The organism is Bradyrhizobium sp. HKCCYLR20261 (genome assembly GCF_051168435.1).
Classification (GTDB): domain Bacteria; phylum Pseudomonadota; class Alphaproteobacteria; order Rhizobiales; family Xanthobacteraceae; genus Bradyrhizobium.
This window is the reverse complement of record NZ_JBNPUZ010000032.1, coordinates 1-20,936: the sequence shown is the minus strand read 5'-3', so window position 1 is coordinate 20,936 and position 20,936 is coordinate 1. Positions and strand designations below refer to the sequence as shown.

Here is a 20,936-nt window from a genome sequence, read left to right as displayed (position 1 = left end):
GGGGGATGTCAGCAAGCGGCGTGCCAGTGATGGCGTTTATTCAAGCTCATGAAAGTGCGGGGGTATTTTTATGGCGCCAAGAATTGGCGCCAATTTATTGGTGAGATTGGTGACAAAACATGCGTCCTGTGGTGCAAGAAGCGGCAGCCGGGATGTTTTCAATTCCGCGCTCATTCGCTAGATGAAGAGCATGACAAGGACTCGCGCCAAAGCCCGCGCCGGGAAGCGGCCGCCCGCAGCCGCGAAGCGGCGCCCTGCGGCCAAGCCGGAGCCCGAGGCGATCGATCCGCGCAGCATGGACGACGATCCCGTCGTGCAGGGCATTCTCACGGCGATCAGCCAGAAGCGGCTCAAGCCGGGCACCAAGCTCGGCGAGGACCGTCTGGCGCACGCCCTCGGCACCACGCGCATCCATGTCCGCCAGGCGCTGGCGCATCTCGCCTCGCGCAAGATCGTCGTGCAGTTTCCCAATCGCGGCGCCTTCGTCTCGCGGCCGACCTGGCAAGAGGCGCGCGAGATGTTCGCCGCGCGCCGCGTCATCGAGGCGGCGACGGTGGCGGCCGCGATCGACCGGCTCGACAAGCAGGGCAAGGCGCTCTTGAAGGCGCACATGGCGCGCGAAGCGGCCGACGACCGCAGCGACCGTTGGGCCTCGCTGTCGCTGACGGCCGATTTCCACATCCTGATCGCCCGATTGGCCGGCAACCACGTGCTGCTCGACATGGCGCGCGAGCTGATGCTGCGGACGTCGCTGGCGATCGCGACCTTCGAGCAGCCGGGCGAGCCGGACTGCTCGCCGGATTCCCATCCCGACATCGGTGATTTGGTGCTGGCCCGCGACAAGGCGGCGGCGGTCGCGGCCATGACGCATCACCTCGAGGACATCGAGCGCCGCATCCAGCCGCGCGACGGCGAGGGGGAGATGGACGAGCTGACTGCGATCTTCAGGGATCTCGGCGTGGCTGTTGTGCGCCATGACGACTGAACTTGTGAGACGGCCCGTGCCGCGCATCCTGCTGATCAATCCGAACAGCTCGGCGGCGACCACCGCGATGATGGTGTCGATTGCGCGTGCGTGCTGCACCGGCCGGGCCGAATTGGTCGGCGCGACCGCGACGCGGGCCCCGAGCATGATCGTCGATGCCGACGCCCTGACTGCCTCGGCCACTGAAGTCGTCGAGATCGCGCAGCGACAGCTCGATGGGTGTGACGGCATCATCGTCGCCGCGTTCGGCGATCCCGGTGCGGCCGCGATCCGCGCCGCGATGGCCGTGCCGGTGGTCGGCATCGGCGAGGCGTCGATGCGGGAGGCGGCGCTGGGCGGCCGGCGCTTCGGGATCGCTACCGTGACGCCGGCCCTGGTCGCGAGCATCGCGGCGTTGGCCGAGGGCATCGGGCTGTCGGCGCAGTTCACCGGAACGCGCCTCACGCCGGGCGACCCCGCCGCACTTGCCGCCGATCCCGCGCGGCTTGCTGCCACCCTGGCCGAGGCCGCGCGCGCCTGTATCGAACAGGATGGCGCCGAGGCCGTCATCATCGGCGGCGGGCCGCTCGCCCAGGCCGCCGATCAGCTGCAGCCGCAATTCGCCGTGCCGATCATCAAGCCGATCGCGGCGGCCGTGACGCAGCTGCTGGCGACGCTCGGCGTCTGAACGCCTGCATATCATTCCAAGCGACGCGCCGCGCGCTGGCTCGCGCGCGGGCAGGGCGCGGCTTACAATTTCGGCATGAGTAATAAATTTTACGCTTTTAAGATTATGCGTAATGAAACAGATTTCTCCGCGCCGGTGACCATCCAACGAATGCCCGCGATGCGGCGCGTTCATGCGAGGAGGAGCCAACGTGACGACAGCGGGTTTCATCGAGGCCCATGGCCTCTGGAGCGACGAGCAGAAGGCGGCCGCAGGCGAGGCGCTGGCCGCCGTCAAGGAAAAGGGCCTGCGCTGCATCCGCGTGTCGGTCGCCGACCCGCAAGGCAAGCTGCGCAGCAAGACGCTGATGCCGGGGCCGTTTCATGCGGCGCTGAAGAACGGCATCGAGTTCACCAACGCGCAATACGGCTTCGATTCCGCCGAGGGCATCGCCTACAATCCGTTCATGGACGGCGGCGGCTTCGGCATGGCCGAGATGGCCGGCTTCGCCAACGTCATCCTGGTGCCCGATCCCACGACCTTCCGCGTGCTGCCCTGGTCGCCCGGCACCGGCTGGGTGCTCGGCGATCTCTATTTCCGCGACGGTCGTCCCGTGCCGTTCGATGCGCGCCACAAGCTGAAGGCGGCGCTCGCCGAGCTGGCGCGCGAGAAATACACCTTCATCACCGGCCTCGAGATCGAGTTCTACGTCACCAAGGTGCTCGATCCGAAGCTCGCGCCCGAGGACATGGGCACGCTCGGCGTGCCGCCGACGCCGCCGCTGGTCGAGGCCGCCGCGCGCGGCTTCTCCTACCAGGTCGAGGACAATCTCGACCGCATGGATGATTTCATCTGCACGCTCGCCGACCATTGCGTGGCGCTCGATCTGCCGCTGCGCACGATGGAGAACGAGATGGGCCCGGGCCAGCTCGAATTCACCTTCGACGTCCAGACGGGCCTGAAGACGGCCGACACGATGTCGCTGTTCCGCTCGATGGTGAAGCAGGTCGCGACCCGCATGGGGCTGCATGCGACCTTCATGACGCGGCCGGGGCTGCCAAACTACGTCGCCAGCGGCTGGCATCTGCATCAGAGCCTCGCCACCGCCGACGGCCGCAACGCCTTCGCCTCGGAGCCCGGCTCGGGCGAGCTGCTCTCCGACGTCGGCCGCCACTTCGTCGGCGGCCTGCTCGAACACGCCGCGGCCGCCTCGGTGTTCACGACGCCGACCGTCAACGGCTATCGCCGCCGCAAGCCGAACTCGCTGGCGCCGGACCGTGCCACCTGGGGCTATGACAACCGCGCGGCGATGATCCGGGTGCAGGGCATGCCGGGCGAACAGTCGGCGCATATCGAGAACCGCATCGGCGAGCCCGGCGCCAATCCGTATCTGTACATCGCCTCGCAGGCGCTGGCGGGCCTCGACGGCCTGCGCCGCAAGCTCGATCCGGGTCCCTTGGAAACCAGCCCCTATACGGCCACCCACCGGCCGCTGCTGCCGACCAATCTGATGGAGGCGCTGGAGGCACTCAAGACCAGCAGCTACTTCCGCAGCCAGATGGGCGATGTCTTCGTCGACTGGCTGCTCGGGATGAAGCAGTGCGAGGTGAACCGCTTCCTCGCCGCCGAGCCGGATTGGCAGGCGACGCCGGACGACGTCACCGCCTGGGAGCATCGCGAATATTTCACGCGCTACTGACCGCGGCGCAGGACGCGGGCGCCAATCGCTCGCGTCCTGCCAGCTTCGAGGAGATCCCATGACCCATCCGGCTGAACTGCCGCTCGACGCGCTGGTGCAGGAGCATCGCGTGCATCGGTCGCTCTATACCGACGAAGCGATCTTCGCCGCTGAGATGAACCGCGTGTTCGGCGCCACCTGGACGTACCTCGCCCATGAGAGTGAACTGCCGGCGCCGCACAGCTTCGTGCGCCGTAAGCTCGGCCTGCGGCCGGTGATCGTCAGCCGCGATCGCGACGGCGCGCTGCACGTGTTGCTCAACCGCTGCACCCATCGCGGCGCCACCGTCTGCCGCCAGGACGAGGGCACGGCGCGGCGCTTCACCTGCCCGTATCACAACTGGTCGTTCGACAGCGCAGGCGCGCTGGTCGGCGTGCCGATCGAGGAGGGTTACGGCGAGGGGTTCGACAAGACGGCGCTCGGCCTCGGCAAGGCGCGGGTCGCGAGCTATCGCGGCTTCATCTTCGCGACCCTCAATCCGGAGATGCCGGAGCTCGTCCACCACCTCGGTCCTGCCGCGCAGCTGATCGACGAATGGCTCGACCGCTGGCCGGGCGCCACCCTGAAGCTGCAGCGCGGCACCCATCGCATGATCTGCCTCGGCAATTGGAAGCTGGTCTACGACAATTCAGCCGACGGCTATCATCCGGGCTTCTCGCACATGTCGCTGTTGCGCATGCGCAAGGACCGCTACGGCGCCGGCGTCGACATGCAGTGGACGATCGGCAATGTCGACCATGGCCTGCAGACGGTGGCCGACGTCGGCAACGGCCACACCTTCATCGACCAGCGCGCCGAGATCAAACGCTATTGGGAGCAGGCGGCGCCGATGCCGGGCGAGAGCCGCTACGAGCAGGCGATCCGTGCCAAGCTCGGCGCCAAGGCCGATGCCGCGCTCGACGTGGTGATGGGCTCGGGCATGAACCTCAACATCTTCCCGAACCTCCTGATCATCGGCAATCAGATCCAGGTGATCGAGCCGCAGAAGGTCGATCTCACTCATATCACCTGGTACGCGACCGCGCTCGAGGCGCCGGATCTGCCGGACGAGGTCAACGCATTGCGCATGCGGCTGCAGGAGGATTTCCCGAGCTTCGGCGAACCCGACGATCTCGCCAATTTCGAGGAGTGCCAGGCCGGCCTCTCGATCCCCGAGATGGAATGGGTGCTGACCAACCGCCATCTCGACACCGGCACGGAATATGTCGGCCCGAAGGGCATGCTGACGGGACCAGTGACCGACGATCTGCCGCTGCGCGCGTTCTGGCGCGAGTGGAAGCGCCTGATGACGTCAACGACACGATTGGCCGCCGCATGACCCTGCTCGATCTCAACATGGATGACGGCTTCACGCTCAAGGACATTCTGCGCGACAGCCTGGAATCGACCTATGTCGACGACAGCTATTATGCGCGGCTGCGCGCCGATCTCGACGAATGGCAGGCGATCGGCACGCCGCTCACCGAGGCCGAGCGGCAGCGCTACGAGGCGCTGATCCTGCACGAGCACTGGCTGCTCGACCGCCGCGCCTTCGAACGCTGGTACCAGCTGTACACGCGGCAATGCCTGTACTGGGTGCCGGCGGCCGGCGACATGCCTGATGCCGCTCGCGGCGATCCGCAGCGCCAGGTGACGGTCGCCTTCGACGATCGCCGGCGGATGGGTGACCGCATCGTCTGGCTGCGCACCGGCGTGGCCTCGTCGCAGCTGCCACCGTCCTACACCAGCCATCTCAATTCAGGCTTCGTACGGGTTACGAGCGCCGCGGGTGACGAAATCAAGATCCGCTCGCAATTCATCGTCCATGAGATGCGGGCCGGCCATGTCGTGCAGACTCTCACAGGCTGGATGGGCCACGTGCTCAAGGAGGAGGGGGGCCGGCTCAAGATCGACCGCAAGCTCGTGGCGCTGCTCGACGCCGCGAGAAGCCAGCACAACATGACCTTCCTGCTCTGAGGCGCTCGCTTTTGCGGATCGGCTTTTCATGCTAGCTGCGTGGTGATGATGATCACCATGCCCCTCGAAGCGCGGGTCGGCCTGTCGTGAGCGCGCCGGTCCCGAGCGACGGCACGGTCGCGGAGCGCATCCGCGTCGTGCGCAACCATCTGGCGCCGGCCGAGCTCGCGGTCGCCAAGGTGATCCTGGAGAACTACCCGACCGGAGGCCTGGTGCCGATCGTGCAGCTGGCGACCGCCGCCGAGGTTAGCGCGCCGACGGTGCTGCGGCTGGTCGGCAAGCTCGGCTTCGACGGCTACGGCGCGTTTCACGAAACTTTGCGCGCCGAAATCCACCAGCGCATCTTCTCGCCCGTCGATGCCTATCCCGATGCGAAGCGGCAGCCGGCGGCAGAGACGCCGGCGGCGCGCGCGCAGGCCGCCTATGTCGACTGCATCCGCTCGACCTTCTCGCATCTCGATGCGAAGGAGCTGAAGGCGGCGGTGACGGCGCTCGCCGACGTCTCGCGGCCGGTGCTGGTGATGGGCGGCCGCATCAGCGCCATCCTGGCGACGCAGCTTGCGACCTATCTCTCGATGCTGCGCAAGGATGTCGTCCAAATCGCCTCCGATGGGACGGAGCGCATCTCCGCCCTCGTGGATCTCAGGCCGAAGACGGTCGTGGTGCTGTTCGATTTCCGCCACTACCAGCAGAGCACGCTCGATTGGGGCCTTGAGGCGGCCAAGCGCCGCGCGCATCTGATCCTGGTGACCGATCAATATCTGTCGCCGCTCGCCTCGCATGCGACGACCTTGCTGACTAGCAGCACCAGGGGGCTCGAGCCGTTCGATTCGATGGCCGGCGGCTTTGCGCTCACCGAGCTCCTGATCTCCGAGGTCGCGCGGTCCCTCGGCTCTCCCGCGCGCAAGCGGCTCGGCGAATTCCTGGCGCTCCAGCAGGCCGACGAGCAGGGCTCGCCGGGCATGACGCCGATCCAGAAAGGGCTGCGTGAGAAGTAGCGGCCTTATGGCCGGTAGCCCGCCGCCGGATGTGGCGCCGCCAGCCGTGCGCGCCCAAACATCTTCTCGCGCAAGGTGCCCGGCTGATACGCCTTCTTGTAGCGGCCGCGCCTGGTCAATTCCGGCACCAGCATGTCGGCGACATCGGCAAAGCTCTCCGGCGACAGCGCGAAGGCGAGGTTGAGGCCGTCGACGCCGGTCTGCTCGACCCAGCTCTCGATGAGGTCTGCAACCTTCCCCGGCGAGCCCACGAACACCGGCCCGATGCCGCCGATGCCGATATGCTCGGCGACCTCGCGCACGGTCCAGACCCGGTCTGGATCGGCGCGGGTGACGTTGTCCATCGCGCTGCGGCCGGCGTCGTTGAGGACGTGGCGGACCTGCTGGTCGAGCTCGTAGGTCGAGAAGTCGACGCCGGTCCAGCCCGACATCAAGGTCAGCGACGCCTCGTGGTCGATGTAGCGGCGATAGTCGGCGAACTTGGCCTCGGCCTCCGCATCGGTCTCGCCGAGCACGACGGTCGCGATGCTGAAGATCACGATGTCGCCCGCCGCGCGGCCGGCCTCGACCGCGGCCTGGCGGATCGCCGCGACGCGCGGCGCGATGATCTTGGCCGATGGGCCCGACATGAACACGCATTCGGCGTGGCGGCCTGCGAACACGCGGCCGCGTGGCGAGGTGCCGGCCTGGTACAGCACCGGCGTCCGTTGCGGCGACGGCTCGGACAGATGGATGGCGTCGAGCTGGTAGTTCTCGCCCTGATGGCTGACGCGGTGGACTTTCGCCGGATCGGTGAAGATGCCGCTGGCACGATCGCGCTTCACGGCATCGTCTTCCCAGCTGCCTTCCCACAGCTTGTAGACCACCTCCATGTATTCGTCGGCGATGTCGTAGCGATCATCGTGGCCGGTCTGGCGCTGCTTGCCCATGCCGCGCGCGGCGCTGTCGAGGTAGCCGGTGACGATGTTCCAGCCGATGCGGCCCTCGGTGAGATGATCGAGCGTCGACATCCGCCGCGCGAACGGGTAGGGCGGCTCGTAGGACAAAGTGCAGGTGACGCCGAAGCCGAGATGCTCCGTCACGGCGGCCATCGCCGAGATCAGCATCATGGGGTCGTTGACCGGCACCTGGATGGCGTGGCGCAGCGCGGCGTCCGGATTGCCGCCATAGACGTCGTAGACGCCGAGCACATCGGCGAGAAACAGCCCGTCGAACCGGCCGCGCTCCAAGGTCTTGGCGAGGTCGAGCCAATAGGGCAAGCGGTTGTAATCGGAGGAGCGGTCACGCGGATGTCGCCACAGGCCGGGCGACTGGTGCCCGACGCAGTTCATCGCAAACGCATTCAACCGGATGTCCGCAGCCATGATGTCCCTCGATCGTGTGGTGCCGACAGATGGCACGCTTCGGCCGATGTTTTCAATTGCGCGTGAGCGCACGGCCGCTTGCGGCGCGCGCAGGCTGGGCTATGGTCGCGATGTGATCAAGCGCGCTGCGAAGCAATGATGGCGCGCGACGGGCGAAGGCCCGGATGTGGGGAGAGGACGAGACTGATGCAGATCCGGATGGCGGCGCTGGCCGCGGTCTTGCTGACGGGGTCAGCAATGTCATGCGCCCATGCCGAGGATTTCAAGGCGAGCTGTGCGGCGCTGGCGCAGGGCTTTTCCGGCAGCGGCCGCATTGTGACGGTGGAGTTCGTCGCGGCCGGCGGCGTCCAACTGGCGCCGCCGGCCCCTGCGGGGGTCACCAGCCCGGCGCCGGATCATTGCCTGATCCGTGGCAAGATTAACGAGCGCACGGGGATCGATGGCAAGCCCTACGCTGTTGGCTACGAGCTGCGATTGCCCGCGACGTGGAATGGCAAGTTCGTCTTCCAGGGCGGCGGCGGCGTCGACGGCGTGCTGCGGCCGGCGCTCGGCCTGTTGACCGGCACCACGCCGCCGAACGCGCTCTCCAACGGCTATGTCGCGGCCTCGACGGACGCCGGCCATCTCGAGGAGCCCGGTCCGCTCGGGCCGTATCTGTTCGGCCTCGATCCGCAGGCGCGGCGCGACAAGGGCTACAGCTCGATTCCGCCGGTGGCGGCCGCCGCCAAGGCGGCGAGCGAGAAGCTCTACGGCAACGCGCCGCGCCGCTCCTACTTCGCCGGCTGCTCCAATGGCGGACGGCAGGCGATGGCGGTGACGCAGCGCTTTCCCGAGCTGTTCGACGGCGTCATCGCCGGCGCGCCCGCCTACCGCGTGCCGCTGGCCGGCATCGACGTGATCGCGCAGGAGCAGGCGTTGTTGGCGATCGCGCCGCCCGGTCCCGACGGCAAGGCCGATGTCGGCAGTGCGCTCACCGACGAGGATTTGAAGCTGGTCGCCGATGGCGTGACCGAGGCGTGCGATGGCGCCGACGGCGCCAAGGACGGCATGGTGCAGGACGTCATGGCCTGCCGCTTCGATGCGGCGGTGCTGGCCTGCAAGGACGGGCAGAACGCGCAGTGCCTGTCGCCGCCCAAGCTGAAGGCCGTCAAGCTGATGTTCGACGGCAGCCGCAACGCCATGGGCGGGTTGATCTATGCGCGCTGGCCCTACGATCCCGGCCTCGCCGCGCCCGGCTGGCGGGCCTGGAAGCTCGGGACGCCCAAGGCCAGCCCGCCGAACGCACGCAATCTCACGCTCATTCCGGGCGGCGTGGCCTATGACTTCATGAGCCCGCCGCAAACGCCCGACGATCTCGTCTCCTGGGTGCGCAATTTCGATCTCGACCGCGACACGCCGAAGGTGATGAAGGGCGCGGATGGCTTCGACGCCGGCATGGAATATGAGGCGGCGACCTCGACCGATCTCGACGCCTTCAAGTCGAAGGGCGGCAAGATGCTGTTCTATCACGGCGTCGCCGATCCGATCTTCTCGGCGCTCGATACGATCGACTATGTCGACCAGCTCAAGACGAAATACGCCGACGCCGACGGCTTCGCGCGGCTGTTCCTGGTTCCCGGCATGAACCATTGCGGCGGCGGACCCGCAACCGACCAGTTCGATCTGTTGAGCGCGCTCGATCAATGGGTGGAAGGCAAGGCGGCCGCACCGGAGGCGATCCGCGCGACGGCGCGGCGTGCGCCGGACGTGCCATGGCCGGGGCGTACACGTGATCTCTGCGCGTTTCCGAAGGTTGTGACCTACAAGGGCAGCGGCAGCCTCGAGGACGCCGCCAATTTCGAGTGCCGCTGAACGGATCGTGCAAGTCGTCCGCATGGCGTGCACGATCGCTTGATGGGTGGTTGACGTGCCGTGCGCGAGCCCCGATCTCCCGGCCAGCGCCGGCCCGCCTTCGCGGCGTCCCATCGGCCCGCATTCGTGTCCTCATGGTTGCCGTCAAGACTCGCGCCTTCACCATCCTGTACGAGTTCGAGCATGCTCAGACCGAGCTGATCGGGAAGTGCGTGGCGTTGAGTGACGGCAAGGCTGGAACGGTGGAGCAGGTCCATCTCGACGAGCTGCATGGTCTGCGCATCTCGATCAGCGGCCATGACGGGCGCTGGCCGGTGTCGACGATCAGGTTTGCGCAGGATTGAGCGGAGCAGGGCGGAGGCGTCAGCGCCGTCTCGCATGCGCGACGGCAAAGCTTTCGATCAGTTGCCGCAGCTTGCTCCGATGCACGAGCCGCGCAGCCTCGGGCGCCGGCAGCCACAGCAGCTTGCGCTCGCCGCGCTCGGGCCATCGCCGATGCTGCTTGGTGACTTCCAGGGGAAACAGCGCCACTTCGCACTGGATCTTGCGCTTGCCCTTGCGCTTGCTGTGCTTGAAACGGCCGAGCGCATGGCGGCTGATCTTGCCGCGCAGGCCGGCCTCCTCATAGGCCTCGATCGCCGCCACCCGGTGCGCGCGCTTGCGCAGCATCGGCGACCCCTTCGGCACTGACCAGCGCCGCTTGCGGCGGGTTGTGATCAGGAGAATGCGAAGTTCCGCGGCTTTGATCCGAAAGGGCAGGGCGGCGAACTGCTTCTGCTTCATGGGACCCCCTTTCATTCCGGTTTTGAACCGCTGCGGCCGACCTTGGTTCCTTTGTCCGCGCAGCCGGCGCCATCCAGATCATTTGATACGTGGCGGTCGCTGCATTGCGACTAACCTTCGGGATGTCGTGTAGCGGAAAGCTGTCCTGCAGCCCAGGGCATCCCGCCATTTCGGATTCACCTATGTGGGTGCGGTGAAGGCGTGATCATCTAGGGTTGCGTACACGTCGAACTTGAACCGGGTCCGGATCGCATGGATGACGTAGAGATTGAGAAGAAACGGCGGCGGCGCGTCAAGCAGACGATGTCGCTTGGCGAGCGGCTGATGCAGACGGCGCGCGAGGCGCGTGATCTCGCCAAGCGACTGCCGCCTGGCATCGAGCAGGCGAGGCAGTTGCGCCGCGCGCGCGAGGCGGAGGCGATCGTCGAGCTCGATCGCTTCCTCACCGCGCCGGCGCGGAGTAGTCCGACGCGGAGGAGCTGACGACGCGCGACGCGGTCGTCGCCTTCGGCTTGCGGCATCGCCGGTCGACAATGTCGCACCTGCATCAATTTGCTGCACAAGAGCACGTTTTGATGCAGGCATCGCTGCTACAACGCGCTTGACAGGTGAGGTGTTCTAAGAGACCGTAACGTCCACGCGTTGGGCACAGCGGCCCTTTGGACGCGAGCACGATCAAACCATTTCCAACGCCGCGCTGTTTCAAGCGTGTTTGGTTGGTGGCGAGGGCGCCCTCGGCTTGACAGCCGACGGGCGCTTTTTTGTTTTTGGGACGCGGGATGACACGGACGACGTTTCGCATCGGGGTGATGTTCTCGACGACGGGCTCGTACAGCGTCGTCGCGCGCTCGATGCTCAACGGCGCCCAGCTCGCGCTCGCCGAGGTCAACGCCGCCGATGGGCCGATCACGCTGGAGCCGGTGGTGGTGAACCCGTCCGGCGATCTCGCGCAATATCGCGCGCTGGCGCGGGAGCTGTTGAGTTCCGGCATCCGCCAAATCGTCGGCTGCTACACCTCCTCGAGCCGCAAGGAAGTGATTCCCTGCTTCGAGAAGTTCGACGGGCTGCTCTGGTATCCCTCGCACTACGAGGGGTTCGAGAGCTCGGACAATGTCATCTACACGGGTGCGGCGCCGAACCAGCACGTGCTGCCGCTGGTCGACTACCTCGCCTCGCGGGTCGGCACCCGCGCCTTCTGCGTCGGCTCGAACTACATCTGGGCGTGGGAGAACAACCGCATCTTCCGCGAGGCGCTGACCGCGCGGGGCGGCACGGTGCTGGCCGAGCGCTATCTCACGGTCGGCGACACCGAGTTCGACCAGGTGATCGCGGCAATCCTGGAGCAGCGTCCCGATGTCGTCTTCAACAACCTGATCGGCACCAGTGCCTACGCCTTCTTCCGCGCTTTCCGCGCCGCCTGCCGCTCCGCCGGCATCGATCAGCCGAACGAGATTCCGGTTGCGAGCTGTACCTTGTCCGAGCCGGAGCTGCAGGAGATCGGCGCCGAGGCGGTCGACGGCCATCTGTCGTCGAGCGTGTATTTCTCCTCGCTGAGCTCGCCGGAGAATGCCGCCTTCATGCAGGCCTATACCGCCGCGTTTCCCGATGGTCCGGTGGTCTCGGCCGACGCCGAAGCCTCCTACATCGCCGTCAAGCTGCTCGCCGCGACGTTGGCGCAGGCCGGCAGCGACGAGTCGCGCCTGGTGCGCTGCGCCGTCGCCAATCAGCGCCTGCTGGCGCCGCAGGGCGAGGTGCGGATCGATCCGCAGACCTATCACGCCTGGCTCACGCCGCGGATCGGCCGCTCCTCGGCCGGCGGCCAGTTCGAATTGCTGCTGGAAGCGCGCCAGCCGATCGCGCCCGATCCGTATCTCGTGCAGTCGTCGCCGCGCTTTGCGACCTCCATGCGTCCACCGCTGCTCCGAATGGTGAAGTCATGACCTTCCGCTTGCTGCAGAACTTCAAGGGTGGCCGCGCGCTGGTGATCACGCGGCGGGCAGGGTGGGAAACCACTCTGGAGTCGACGCTCGCCAAGCTGGGCGTTGCCTGCGAGTATCCCGAAATCGTCGAGGGCCGCGCCCAGCTCGACGTCAGCGCGCTACTGCCCGAGCGCGACATCCTGTTCATTGATGGCGACCTCGAAGGCGCTGTGGCGCTCGAGGTCAATCCCGCCTCGAAGCTGCCGCCGGTGCCGGTGATCGGCCTCGTCGGCGTGGAGGCGCCGAGCCGGCTCAAGGCGCTGGTCAATCTCGGCGCCACCTCGTTCCTGCGCAAGCCGGTGCACGGCGGCGCCGTCTACACCGCGTTGTTTCTCGGCATCAACCAGTTCCTGCTGCGCACCGACATGTACGAGAAGCTGCAGGACCTGGAGAGCCGCCGCCGCGGCCGCAGGGCCGTGATCCGCGCCGTCGTCCTGCTGATGCAGGAGACCGGCCTCAACGACGACGATGCCTATTCCGCGCTTCGCCGCGACAGCATGCGGGCGCGGCAAAGTCTGGAGCTCTATTGCGAGGAGTTCCTGAAGAGACGGGCGATGCCGCCCGATACGCCGGAACGCCCGAGCAGCATCACGCTGCAAGGCGGCAACAAGCAAGCGATGTAGGAGCATCACATGACCAGATCTGGAATGCGGGGGCTGCGTGCCGCAGCCCTCACGGGGACGCTTGTCTTCGCGGCAGGCGCATATGCCGCCGAGGCGCCGATCAAGCTCGGCGTGCTGGAGGACCAGTCCGGCGATTTCGCCGCCGCGACCATCGGCAAGGTCCACGCTATCCAGCTCGCGGCCGAGGAGATCAACAAGGCCGGCGGCATCATGGGCCGTCCGCTGGAGCTCGTGACCTACGACACTCAGTCGGACAACACCCGCTACCAGGAGTTCATGCGGCGCGTGCTGCAGCGGGACAAGGTCGACGTCGTGTTCGCCGGCTTCTCCTCGGCCTCGCGCGAGGCCTACCGGCCGATCGTCGACCAGTTCAACGGCTTCGCCTTCTACAACAACCAGTACGAAGGCGGCGTCTGCGACGGCCACATGGTGGTGACGGGCGCGGTGCCGGAGCAGCAGTTCTCGACGCTGATCCCGTACATGATGCAGACCTACGGCAAGAAGGTCTACACCTTGGCCGCCGACTACAATTTCGGCCAGATCTCGGCCGAATGGGTGCGCAAGATCGTCAAGGAGAACGGCGGCGAGATGGCCGGCGAGGAGTTCATCCCGCTCGGCGTGTCGCAGTTCTCGCAGAGCATCCAGAACATCCAGAAGGCCAAGCCCGACTTCGTCGTGACCCTGCTGGTCGGCACCGCGCAGGCCTCCTATTACGAGCAGGCGGCGTCCGCCAACGTCAACCTGCCGATGGCCTCGTCCGTCAACGTCGGCCAGGGCTACGAGCACAAGCGCTTCAAGCCGCCGAGCCTGAAGGACATGTACGTCACCACCAACTACATCGAGGAAATCGACAGTCCGAAGAGCAAGGAATTCCTGGCCAAGTTCAAGGCCAAGTTCCCGAACGAGCCCTATGTGAACCAGGAGGCCGAGAACTCCTATCTCGCGCTCTATCTCTACAAGCAGATGGTGGAGCGGGCGAAGTCGACCAACCGCGACGAGATCCGCAAGGTGATCGCGATGGGCGACGTCTGCATGGACGCGCCGGAAGGCAAGGTCTGCATCGACCCCAAGAGCCAGCACATGTCGCACACCATCTACCTCGCCAAGGTCGGCGCCGACCACTCGATCTCGTTTCCGAAGGTCTGGGAGGACATCAAGCCGTATTGGCTCGGCGAGGCCGGCTGTGACCTGACCAAGAAGGATCCGATGGCGCAATACACGCCGTCGAATCCGCCGCCGAAGCCCTGATCGGCGGCCGCGGCCGCTCCGGCGTCCCCTCACGCCGGAGCGGCCCGTTGTTTCATCCCCTCACGCATCCGAACCCCACACCGATCGAAGACATGGACATCGCAACCCTGGCATTCTCTGCGCTCTACCAGTTCGGCGACGCGTTCGCCTTCCTGGTGCTCTCGGCCTGCGGGCTCGCGGTCATCTTCGGCATGATGGGCGTGATCAATCTCGCCCATGGCGAGTTCATCATGTGCGGCGCCTATGTCACGGCGGCGACCGTGCATGCCGGCCTGCCGCTGCCGCTCGGCATTCTCTGCGGCACCTTGGCCTCGGCCTTCGTCGGCGTGCTCGTCGAATTGCTGGTGATCCGCCATCTCTATGAGCGCCCGCTCGACACCATCGTCGCCACCTGGGGTCTCAGCCTGATCGCGACGCAGGGCACCCTGATCCTGGTCGGGTCGACCATGGCCGGCGTCGGCACGCCGTTCGGCAGTTTTCAGGTCGGCGCCTATTCCTATTCGATCTACCGCATCGTGCTGTTCGTCGCCGCACTCGCGGTGCTCGGCGCGCTCTATGCCTTGTTCAACTGGACGCGGTTCGGCGTGCTCGCGCGCGCCACCATCCAGGTGCCGCATATGGCTGCCGCGCTCGGTGTCGACACCAGGCTGATCTACAGCCTGACCTTCGCGTGTGGGGCAGGGCTCGCCGGCCTTGCTGGCGGGCTGTACGCGCCGACCATGACCCTGGTGCCGACCATGGGCGCGACCTTCATCATGGAGGCATTCGTCACGGTCGTGATCGGCGGCGCCGACGTCTTCCTCGGCACCGCGCCGGCCGGCGGCATCCTCGCCATCGTGAAGTCCGGCATGACCTCGTGGCAGGGCCAGCTGTTCGGCCAGATCGGCCTCCTGATCGCCGTCATCATCGTCGTTCGGGTCTTGCCGAAGGGCATCTCCGGCTTCGTGCTGCGCGAGCGGACCTGAGGGGCGCCGCGATGACCGGTTTCTTGTCCTTGTTCCGCCGTCTCGAAGGACCGCAGACGCTCGGCCGCGGCCCTGCGTTCTGGGCGCTGTTCGCGCTCGTGCTCGCCGGCGCGATGGCGTACCCGTTGTTCAGCGACGGCTATACGGTCGGCAACACCGTGTACTTCTTCGTCTGGGTGTTCATCGCGCTCAGCCTCAGCCTGATCTGGGGCTATGGAGGCTCGCTGTCGTTCGGCCAGACTGCGTTCTTCGGCATCGCCGGCTATGGCTACGGCATCCTCACCATCAATTTCGGCGCGTCCTACGGCTTCACCTGGATCGCGCTGCTGCTGGCCATCGGCATGGCGGCGCTGGTCGCCGCGCTGCTCGGCTATTTTATGTTCTTCGGCCGCATCGCCGGCGTGTTCCTCGGCATCGTCACCTTGGCGGTGACCTTGATGCTCGAGCGCTTCATGGCCCAGACCGCGGGTCCCGAATGGCGCATCGGGGCCGCCCGGCTGAACGGCTTCAACGGCATGAGCGCGATGCCGCCGCTGACGATTCCCTGGTTCGGCGGCCCGATCGTGCTGTTCGCCGATGTCGGGCTGTACTACGTCGTGCTTGGCATGCTCGTCCTGGTCTATCTCGGCTTGCGCATCCTGATGAACTCCTCGTTCGGCAACGTCATCGTCGCCATCCGCGAAAATCCCGAGCGGGCGGAGATGCTCGGCTACGACATCCGCAAATATCAGCTCATCACCTTCGTGATCGGTGCGGCGCTCGCCGGCCTCTCCGGCGTGCTCTACACGGTGTGGGGACAGTACATCACGCCCTCCAGCATGGGCATGACGGCGGCCTCGCTGCCGCTGATCTGGGTCGCCGTCGGCGGCCGCAGCGATCTCACCGCGACCGTGATCGGCACGCTGGTCGTGCTGTCCGGATTCCAGGCGCTGACGATCTATGGCAGCCAATATGCGCTGGTGTTCATGGGCGTGCTGCTGGTGCTGACCGTGCTGATCGCACCCAACGGCCTCGTGCTCGGGGTGATCAAGGGGATCACAAAGCTCGTCACCCGGCGCAAGCAGGAGGCCGCGTGATGGCGCTGCTGCAGCTCCGCGACGTCAACAAGCATTTCGGCGGCCTGCACGTGACGAATTCCGTCAATCTCGTGCTGGAGCAGGGCGAGATCCACTGCCTGATCGGGCCGAACGGCGCCGGCAAGAGCACCTTGTTCCGGCTGATCCTCGGCGAGCATCATCCCGGCAGCGGCCAGATTTATTTCGCCGGCGAAGACATCACCGCGCTGAAATCCTTCGCCCGCATCCGCCGCGGTCTCTCGGTCAAGTTCCAGGTGCCGGGCGTGTTCAAGGGTCTCTCGGTCCGACAGAACCTGGAGATCGCGCTGCAGAGCCGGCTGCATGGTGCGCCTCTGACCAAGGAGATCGACCGGCTGCTCGCCTTCCTCAACCTCGAAGCCGAGCAGGCGCAGCTCGCCGGCAATCTCAGCCATGGCCAGAAGCAGTGGCTGGAGATCGGGATGGCGATCGCGCTGAAGCCGCGGCTGCTGCTGCTCGACGAGCCGACCGCCGGCATGTCGCCGGAGGAGACGCACATGACCGGCGAGATGGTGCGGCGGCTGAACGCGGCCGGGATGACCGTGCTCGCCATCGAGCACGACATGGCGTTCGTGCGCCAGGTCGCGCAGCGCGTCACCGTGCTGCATCTCGGACAGGTGTTCGCGCAGGGCTCGATCGACGAGATCGTGGCCGACGAGCGCGTCGCGGCGATCTATCTGGGGCAGGCGCATGCGTAAGGAAGTCATCCTCACCACCGTCGGGCTGCGCGCCGGCTATGGCGGCAAGCCGGTGCTGCAGGGTCTGGAGATCGAGGTTCGCGAGGGCGAGATCGTCGCCGTGATCGGCCGCAACGGCGTCGGCAAGTCGACCCTGATGAAGAGCCTGATCGGGCTGGTGCCGGCGATGAGCGGCTCGATCGTCTATCGCGGCGAGGCCGTCGAGCATCTGCCTGCGCACAAGCGCGCGCGGCTCGGCATGGGCTACGTGCCGCAGGGCCGCGACGTGTTTCCGCGGCTGACCGTCGGCGAGAACATCGCGGTCGGCGCTGCGATCAAGGGCGGCGGCATTCCGGAGGAGGGGAAGCAGCGCGTGATCGGCGCGTTTCCGATCCTCAGGGAGCGCTGGAGCCAGCGCGCCGGCACGATGTCCGGCGGCCAGCAGCAGCAGCTCGCGATCGGCCGCGTCCTGATCGCCGATCCCAATCTCATCCTGCTCGACGAGCCCTCGGAGGGCATCCAGCCCAACATCGTCCAGGACATCGCCCGCAACATGGTCGAGCTCAACCGCAGGACCGGCGTCACCATCATCCTCGTCGAGCAGAATCTCGACATGATCCGCGCCATGGCGCAGCGCGCCTACGTCATGGACAAGGGCCGCATCACAGCGAGCCTCGCGCGCGAGGCGCTCGACGACGCCGCCGAGATGCGCCGCCACCTCGCAGTCTGAAGAAACTTGAAACGAGCACAAGGAGAACGAGCATGGCCTGGCAGTCGGAATCGATCATGGCCCGCAAGGGCGTGGCCAAGGGCGAGCGCGGCGCGCACCATCTCATCACCGAACAGGACCAGGGCAAGTATCACTACGTCTACGGCCCCTATGTCGATCCGGTGCTGATCATCGACCCCGGCGCCGTGGTCTCGGCCGAAACGCATGACGCGTTCGAGGGGGCGATCAAGCATGAGACCGACAGCCCGTCGAAGATCCTGAATTTCCCGTTCCTCAACCCGCAGAACGGACCGATCTACGTCAATGGTGCCGAGAAGGGCGACACGCTTGCCGTGTACATCGAGAGCATCGTCCCGCGCGGGCCGCAGCCGCGCGGCACCACCGTGATCATGCCGGAGTTCGGCGGGCTGGTCGGAACGGGGAATACCGCGTTGCTCAACCCGGCGCTGCCCGAGCGCGTGAAGAAGTTGGAGATCACGGCCGAGAAGGGCACGGTCTGGAACGACAAGATCACGCTGCCCTATGAGCCGTTCATCGGCACCATCGGCACCTCGCCCGAGATCGAGGCGATCTCCTCGCTCGTGCCGGACTATTACGGCGGCAACATGGATCTGCCGGATGTCGGCACCGGTGCGATCATCTATTTGCCGGTGAATACCAAGGGCGCGCTGCTCTATCTCGGCGATTGCCACGCCGCGCAGGGCGACGGCGAATTGTGCGGCGTCGCGATCGAGCATCCGACCGTGACGACGGTGCAGGTCGACCTGATCAAGAACTGGAGCATCGCCTGGCCGCGGCTGGAGACCAAGGATGTCATCATGACCATCGGCTCGGCCCGGCCGATGGAGGACGCGGCGCGTATCGCCTATCGCGAGCTGTGCCGCTGGATGGCCGCCGATTACGGTTTCGACGAGATCGACGCCTACATGCTGCTGACGCAGGCCGGGCGCGTCCGGCTCGGCAACATGGTCGATCCAAAATACACGCTCGGCGCGTCCATCAAGAAGCACTTCCTGGTCTGAGGCAGCAGACAATGTCGTTGACCTACAAGGTTGCCACCGTTCAGTTCGAGCCCACACTGGGCGAGAAGGAGCGCAACATCGAAGGCCTGCTCGCGCTGTGTGAGCAGGCGGCGTCCTCCGGCGCGAAGCTGATCGTGACGCCCGAGATGGGAACGACAGGCTATTGCTGGTACGACCGCGCGGAAGTGGCGCCTTATGTCGAAAAGGTGCCGGGTTCGACCACGCACCGCTTCGCGGCGCTGGCCAGACGGCATGATTGCTACATCGTCATCGGCATGCCGGAGGTCGATGACGACGACATCTACTACAACAGCGCGGTGCTGATCGGCCCCGACGGCGTGATCGGCCGGCACCGCAAGACCCACCCTTACATCTCCGAGCCGAAATGGGCCGCCGCGGGCGACCTGCACAACCAGGTGTTCGAGACGCCGATCGGCCGCATCGCGCTCCTGATCTGCATGGACATCCATTTCGTCGAGACGGCGCGGCTGATGGCGCTCGGCGGCGCCGACATCATCTGCCACATCTCGAACTGGCTCGCCGAGCGGACGCCGGCGCCGTACTGGATCAGCCGCGCCTTCGAGAACTCCTGCTACGTGATCGAGAGCAACCGCTGGGGGCTGGAGCGCACCGTGCAGTTCTCCGGCGGCAGCTGCGTCATCGCGCCCGATGGCAGCCTGCCGGCCGTGATCGACAAGGGCGACGGCGTTGCCTTCGCCGAGATCGATCTCGCATGGGCACGGGCACGCAAGGTGCTCGGCGAGCCGGTGTTCGCGCAGCGCCGGCCGGAGCTGTATCCCGAGCTGCTCACCAATACCTACAGCTGGAACCCGCGCGACTTCTTCGGGCTCTATGGCCATCAGCCATGGCCGGTGGGCAAGCGCTCCCGGATCAGCGCGGCGCAATTCGCGCCGAGCTCCGACGTCGCGGCCAATCTCGCCCGTATCGCCGAACTGGCGGCTGCGGCGAAGGGAGAGGGCGCCGAGCTGGTGGTCTTCCCGGAACTTGCGGCAACGGGGCTGACCGATCCGGCCGAAACCGCCGAGCCGATCCCGGGCCGGATCACGGGGACGCTGACCGGGATCGCCGCGGAGCAGGGGCTCACGCTGGTCTGCGGTCTTGCAGAACGAGACGGGAACACCATCTATAATTCGGCCGTCCTGGTCACACCCGACGGTAAAATCACCACCTACCGCAAGACGCACCTCACCACGGCCGAGCGCAGCTGGGCCACGGCGGGAGACGACTGGACCGTTGTCGATACCCCGATGGGGCGGATCGGCATCCTGATCGGCCATGACGCGGCGTTTCCGGAAGCGGGCCGGGTGCTCGCCTTGCGCGGCTGCGACCTGATCGTGTGTCCTTCGGCGGTGAAGGGGACTTTCAGTGCGGCGCATGCAGGGACCGAGGTGATGCAGCCGGCGCCGATCCCGACCGGGGCCGACGCGCATCATTGGCATCACTTCCGCGTTCGCGGTGGCGAGAACAACGCCTACTTCGCATTCGCGAATGTGTGCGACGCCGCGAATGAGGATCGCGGGCTGAGCGGCGTGTTCGGTCCAGATACGTTTGCGTTTCCGCGTCGCGAGGCGATGGTCGAGCGCGGGGAGGGGATTGCGACGCTCGAGATCGACACCAGCAATCTCGACAGCGTCTATCCGACCAACGTCGTCCGGCGCAAAGATCTCGTCTGCATGCGCATGCCGCACTCGTATCGCGCGCTGGTGCAATCCAAGGCGAGCAATTTTTGAGCTTGCGCGCGCGTTCCGTTTCAAAATGGAACGGAAGCCGTGTGTGACAGCGCGCAGAGCGGGGTGCGACCGCGCTGTCCACATTTCTTCACAGCCGTCGCAAAAAGTTCTTGCACGGGATGCGGCATCGCACTATCTCACCACCACGCCAGCCGGACATCACTGATGACTGAGGCCCCCGAACTTCCGGGACCAACGTTGTTTTCCTTGATGTTTCTTCTTCCGACTGGCTCTTGAGTTTTTCTTCAGAAAAGCTCTTGACCGTCTCGAAAAATCAGCTATTTGAAGCGCCCCGGCAACGGAGACTTCGACGGCGAAAGAGACCGAAGAAGGTGCACTAATTAGTTCGGAGCGACTGAGTTCGCGAACTAACAAGTGCGGGCTGTTTGACAAGTGAAGATGAAGAAAGAGAAACGTGGACGGCGGAGTCCTTGCGGGTCTCGGGATTGAGGGCTTCGGCTTTTGGTTCTGAGATCGGACGAGAAGACTTCGGCGGACAATGTTTCAAAGGTAACACCATGGTCTT

The 20,936-nt window shown here is 66.1% G+C and carries 20 protein-coding genes; 18 read left to right on the top strand and 2 right to left on the bottom strand.

Annotated features, from left to right (window positions below):
* Positions 1-190: 190 nt before the first annotated feature.
* The 6 genes from ACQR1L_RS34685 to ACQR1L_RS34660 all read left to right on the top strand — a co-directional run bounded on the left by ACQR1L_RS34685 (position 191) and on the right by ACQR1L_RS34660 (position 6,323).
* Positions 191-985, top strand: coding sequence for a GntR family transcriptional regulator (locus ACQR1L_RS34685; protein ID WP_434862400.1), 795 nt, complete (start codon positions 191-193; stop codon positions 983-985).
* Positions 986-1,001: 16 nt separating this feature from the next.
* Positions 1,002-1,652, top strand: a complete 651-nt coding sequence (locus ACQR1L_RS34680; RefSeq protein ID WP_434862399.1) for an aspartate/glutamate racemase family protein — start codon at positions 1,002-1,004, stop codon at positions 1,650-1,652.
* 172 nt (positions 1,653-1,824) lie between these two features.
* Entirely contained in the window at positions 1,825-3,330 is a 1,506-nt protein-coding gene (locus tag ACQR1L_RS34675; RefSeq protein ID WP_434862398.1) for a glutamine synthetase family protein, read from the top strand.
* Between the two features lie 58 nt (positions 3,331-3,388).
* Positions 3,389-4,687, top strand: coding sequence for an aromatic ring-hydroxylating dioxygenase subunit alpha (locus tag ACQR1L_RS34670; protein ID WP_434862397.1), 1,299 nt, complete (start codon positions 3,389-3,391; stop codon positions 4,685-4,687).
* Positions 4,684-5,325 (top strand): aromatic-ring-hydroxylating dioxygenase subunit beta, encoded by a 642-nt coding sequence (locus tag ACQR1L_RS34665; protein WP_434862396.1) that lies wholly within the window; start codon positions 4,684-4,686, stop codon positions 5,323-5,325. The genes ACQR1L_RS34670 and ACQR1L_RS34665 overlap by 4 nt, the downstream gene beginning before the upstream one ends.
* Before the next feature lie 86 nt (positions 5,326-5,411).
* The gene (locus tag ACQR1L_RS34660) at positions 5,412-6,323 is read left to right on the top strand and encodes a MurR/RpiR family transcriptional regulator (RefSeq protein WP_434862395.1); all 912 of its coding nucleotides are present in this window, start codon (positions 5,412-5,414) and stop codon (positions 6,321-6,323) included.
* Between the two features lie 5 nt (positions 6,324-6,328).
* Here ACQR1L_RS34660 and ACQR1L_RS34655 read toward each other — a convergent pair whose 3' ends face one another.
* On the bottom strand, positions 6,329-7,687 hold the full coding sequence (locus ACQR1L_RS34655) for an LLM class flavin-dependent oxidoreductase (protein WP_434862394.1): 1,359 nt from the start codon (positions 7,685-7,687) through the stop codon (positions 6,329-6,331).
* Between the two features lie 186 nt (positions 7,688-7,873).
* On the opposite strand from ACQR1L_RS34655, the gene ACQR1L_RS34650 reads away from it, so the two are divergent.
* Positions 7,874-9,538 (top strand): tannase/feruloyl esterase family alpha/beta hydrolase, encoded by a 1,665-nt coding sequence (locus ACQR1L_RS34650; RefSeq protein ID WP_434862393.1) that lies wholly within the window; start codon positions 7,874-7,876, stop codon positions 9,536-9,538.
* Between the two features lie 134 nt (positions 9,539-9,672).
* Positions 9,673-9,882, top strand: a complete 210-nt coding sequence (locus ACQR1L_RS34645) for a PRC-barrel domain containing protein (protein ID WP_434862392.1) — start codon at positions 9,673-9,675, stop codon at positions 9,880-9,882.
* 19 nt (positions 9,883-9,901) lie between these two features.
* Here the strand turns inward: ACQR1L_RS34645 and ACQR1L_RS34640 are convergent, their stop codons facing one another.
* Entirely contained in the window at positions 9,902-10,321 is a 420-nt protein-coding gene (locus ACQR1L_RS34640; protein WP_434862391.1) for an NUDIX hydrolase, read from the bottom strand.
* A gap of 252 nt (positions 10,322-10,573) precedes the next feature.
* On the opposite strand from ACQR1L_RS34640, the gene ACQR1L_RS34635 reads away from it, so the two are divergent.
* From ACQR1L_RS34635 to ACQR1L_RS34590, 10 genes are all read left to right on the top strand, one after another.
* Entirely contained in the window at positions 10,574-10,804 is a 231-nt protein-coding gene (locus ACQR1L_RS34635; RefSeq protein ID WP_434862390.1) for a hypothetical protein, read from the top strand.
* 296 nt (positions 10,805-11,100) lie between these two features.
* On the top strand, positions 11,101-12,261 hold the full coding sequence (locus ACQR1L_RS34630) for a transporter substrate-binding domain-containing protein (protein ID WP_434862389.1): 1,161 nt from the start codon (positions 11,101-11,103) through the stop codon (positions 12,259-12,261).
* Positions 12,258-12,923, top strand: coding sequence for an ANTAR domain-containing response regulator (locus ACQR1L_RS34625; protein WP_434862388.1), 666 nt, complete (start codon positions 12,258-12,260; stop codon positions 12,921-12,923). The genes ACQR1L_RS34630 and ACQR1L_RS34625 overlap by 4 nt, the downstream gene beginning before the upstream one ends.
* 9 nt (positions 12,924-12,932) lie before the next feature.
* The gene (locus tag ACQR1L_RS34620) at positions 12,933-14,171 is read left to right on the top strand and encodes an urea ABC transporter substrate-binding protein (protein WP_434862387.1); all 1,239 of its coding nucleotides are present in this window, start codon (positions 12,933-12,935) and stop codon (positions 14,169-14,171) included.
* 92 nt (positions 14,172-14,263) lie between these two features.
* Positions 14,264-15,136: an ABC transporter permease subunit gene (locus tag ACQR1L_RS34615; RefSeq protein WP_315720909.1), complete on the top strand. Its 873-nt coding sequence runs from the start codon at positions 14,264-14,266 to the stop codon at positions 15,134-15,136.
* A gap of 11 nt (positions 15,137-15,147) precedes the next feature.
* On the top strand, positions 15,148-16,212 hold the full coding sequence (locus tag ACQR1L_RS34610; RefSeq protein ID WP_434862386.1) for a branched-chain amino acid ABC transporter permease: 1,065 nt from the start codon (positions 15,148-15,150) through the stop codon (positions 16,210-16,212).
* Positions 16,212-16,928: an ABC transporter ATP-binding protein gene (locus ACQR1L_RS34605; protein ID WP_434862385.1), complete on the top strand. Its 717-nt coding sequence runs from the start codon at positions 16,212-16,214 to the stop codon at positions 16,926-16,928. The genes ACQR1L_RS34610 and ACQR1L_RS34605 overlap by 1 nt, the downstream gene beginning before the upstream one ends.
* Positions 16,921-17,637 carry an ABC transporter ATP-binding protein gene (locus ACQR1L_RS34600; RefSeq protein ID WP_434862384.1) on the top strand — a complete coding sequence of 239 codons (717 nt, stop codon included), beginning with the start codon at positions 16,921-16,923 and terminating at the stop codon, positions 17,635-17,637. Before ACQR1L_RS34605 ends, ACQR1L_RS34600 begins: the two co-directional genes overlap by 8 nt.
* Before the next feature lie 32 nt (positions 17,638-17,669).
* Positions 17,670-18,659: an acetamidase/formamidase family protein gene (locus ACQR1L_RS34595; RefSeq protein WP_434862383.1), complete on the top strand. Its 990-nt coding sequence runs from the start codon at positions 17,670-17,672 to the stop codon at positions 18,657-18,659.
* Positions 18,660-18,670: 11 nt separating this feature from the next.
* Positions 18,671-20,410 carry a nitrilase-related carbon-nitrogen hydrolase gene (locus ACQR1L_RS34590; RefSeq protein ID WP_434862382.1) on the top strand — a complete coding sequence of 580 codons (1,740 nt, stop codon included), beginning with the start codon at positions 18,671-18,673 and terminating at the stop codon, positions 20,408-20,410.
* Positions 20,411-20,936 lie beyond the last annotated feature (526 nt).

Bases quoted from the DNA above. Each gene is read 5' to 3' on its own strand.
- ACQR1L_RS34650 (WP_434862393.1), top strand. From the start codon at position 7,874: ATGCAGATCCGGATGGCGGCGCTGGCCGCGGTCTTGCTGACGGGGTCA.
- ACQR1L_RS34600 (WP_434862384.1), top strand. From the start codon at position 16,921: ATGCGTAAGGAAGTCATCCTCACCACCGTCGGGCTGCGCGCCGGCTAT.
- ACQR1L_RS34640 (WP_434862391.1), bottom strand. From the start codon at position 10,321: ATGAAGCAGAAGCAGTTCGCCGCCCTGCCCTTTCGGATCAAAGCCGCG.
- ACQR1L_RS34670 (WP_434862397.1), top strand. From the start codon at position 3,389: ATGACCCATCCGGCTGAACTGCCGCTCGACGCGCTGGTGCAGGAGCAT.
- ACQR1L_RS34595 (WP_434862383.1), top strand. From the start codon at position 17,670: ATGGCCTGGCAGTCGGAATCGATCATGGCCCGCAAGGGCGTGGCCAAG.
- ACQR1L_RS34610 (WP_434862386.1), top strand. From the start codon at position 15,148: ATGACCGGTTTCTTGTCCTTGTTCCGCCGTCTCGAAGGACCGCAGACG.
- ACQR1L_RS34615 (WP_315720909.1), top strand. From the start codon at position 14,264: ATGGACATCGCAACCCTGGCATTCTCTGCGCTCTACCAGTTCGGCGAC.
- ACQR1L_RS34630 (WP_434862389.1), top strand. From the start codon at position 11,101: ATGACACGGACGACGTTTCGCATCGGGGTGATGTTCTCGACGACGGGC.
- ACQR1L_RS34625 (WP_434862388.1), top strand. From the start codon at position 12,258: ATGACCTTCCGCTTGCTGCAGAACTTCAAGGGTGGCCGCGCGCTGGTG.
- ACQR1L_RS34675 (WP_434862398.1), top strand. From the start codon at position 1,825: ATGCGAGGAGGAGCCAACGTGACGACAGCGGGTTTCATCGAGGCCCAT.
- ACQR1L_RS34605 (WP_434862385.1), top strand. From the start codon at position 16,212: ATGGCGCTGCTGCAGCTCCGCGACGTCAACAAGCATTTCGGCGGCCTG.
- ACQR1L_RS34665 (WP_434862396.1), top strand. From the start codon at position 4,684: ATGACCCTGCTCGATCTCAACATGGATGACGGCTTCACGCTCAAGGAC.
- ACQR1L_RS34685 (WP_434862400.1), top strand. From the start codon at position 191: ATGACAAGGACTCGCGCCAAAGCCCGCGCCGGGAAGCGGCCGCCCGCA.
- ACQR1L_RS34590 (WP_434862382.1), top strand. From the start codon at position 18,671: ATGTCGTTGACCTACAAGGTTGCCACCGTTCAGTTCGAGCCCACACTG.
- ACQR1L_RS34620 (WP_434862387.1), top strand. From the start codon at position 12,933: ATGACCAGATCTGGAATGCGGGGGCTGCGTGCCGCAGCCCTCACGGGG.
- ACQR1L_RS34655 (WP_434862394.1), bottom strand. From the start codon at position 7,687: ATGGCTGCGGACATCCGGTTGAATGCGTTTGCGATGAACTGCGTCGGG.
- ACQR1L_RS34645 (WP_434862392.1), top strand. From the start codon at position 9,673: ATGGTTGCCGTCAAGACTCGCGCCTTCACCATCCTGTACGAGTTCGAG.
- ACQR1L_RS34635 (WP_434862390.1), top strand. From the start codon at position 10,574: ATGGATGACGTAGAGATTGAGAAGAAACGGCGGCGGCGCGTCAAGCAG.